General features: G+C 33.3%; 1 pseudogene. It reads left to right on the forward strand.

Features of this window, described 5'->3' with window-relative positions:
• A pseudogene (locus tag BRSU_RS14635) lies at positions 1–528 on the forward strand (phage tail tape measure protein); the annotation flags it as partial.

Here is a 528-nt window from a genome sequence, read left to right on the forward strand (position 1 = left end):
CCTTCTTCCTGTTGTTAATGAAGATTTACTTCCTGTTATAAGAGATAAAGCAGTTCCTCTCGCTGAAAAAATGATTCTTACTATAATATCATTAATAAAAACATTCAGCGATTTGCCTGCACCTTTGCAAGCGGCAAGTGTAGGATTTGTTGCTTTAGCAGCAGGCTTCGGTCCTGCATTAAAAGGTATAGTGGGACTTGGAAAAGGATTAACAGAAGCTAAGAAAACTATATCAGATTTTAAAAATGCTGTATCTACATTAAAAACATCAGCTAGTTCTATTCAAAGATTAAGCACAGCTTGGAAAGCATTAAATACTGTTATGTTTGCAAGTCCTGTTGGAGTTATAACAGCTTTAACTGTAGGGCTTGGTGCTTTAGCAGTAAAAGCATATAAATTAAATCAGGAATATAAAGCATTAATAGAGACTTCAAACCAATTAGCTAATAGCACAAAAGAATTAAATGATAATGCTTTTAAAGATGTAGGTTTATTTGAAGAGTATCAAAAACTAGCTAGTGCCAAAGA

This window comes from Brachyspira suanatina, from assembly GCF_001049755.1.
GTDB classification, from domain to species: Bacteria; Spirochaetota; Brachyspiria; order Brachyspirales; family Brachyspiraceae; genus Brachyspira; species Brachyspira suanatina.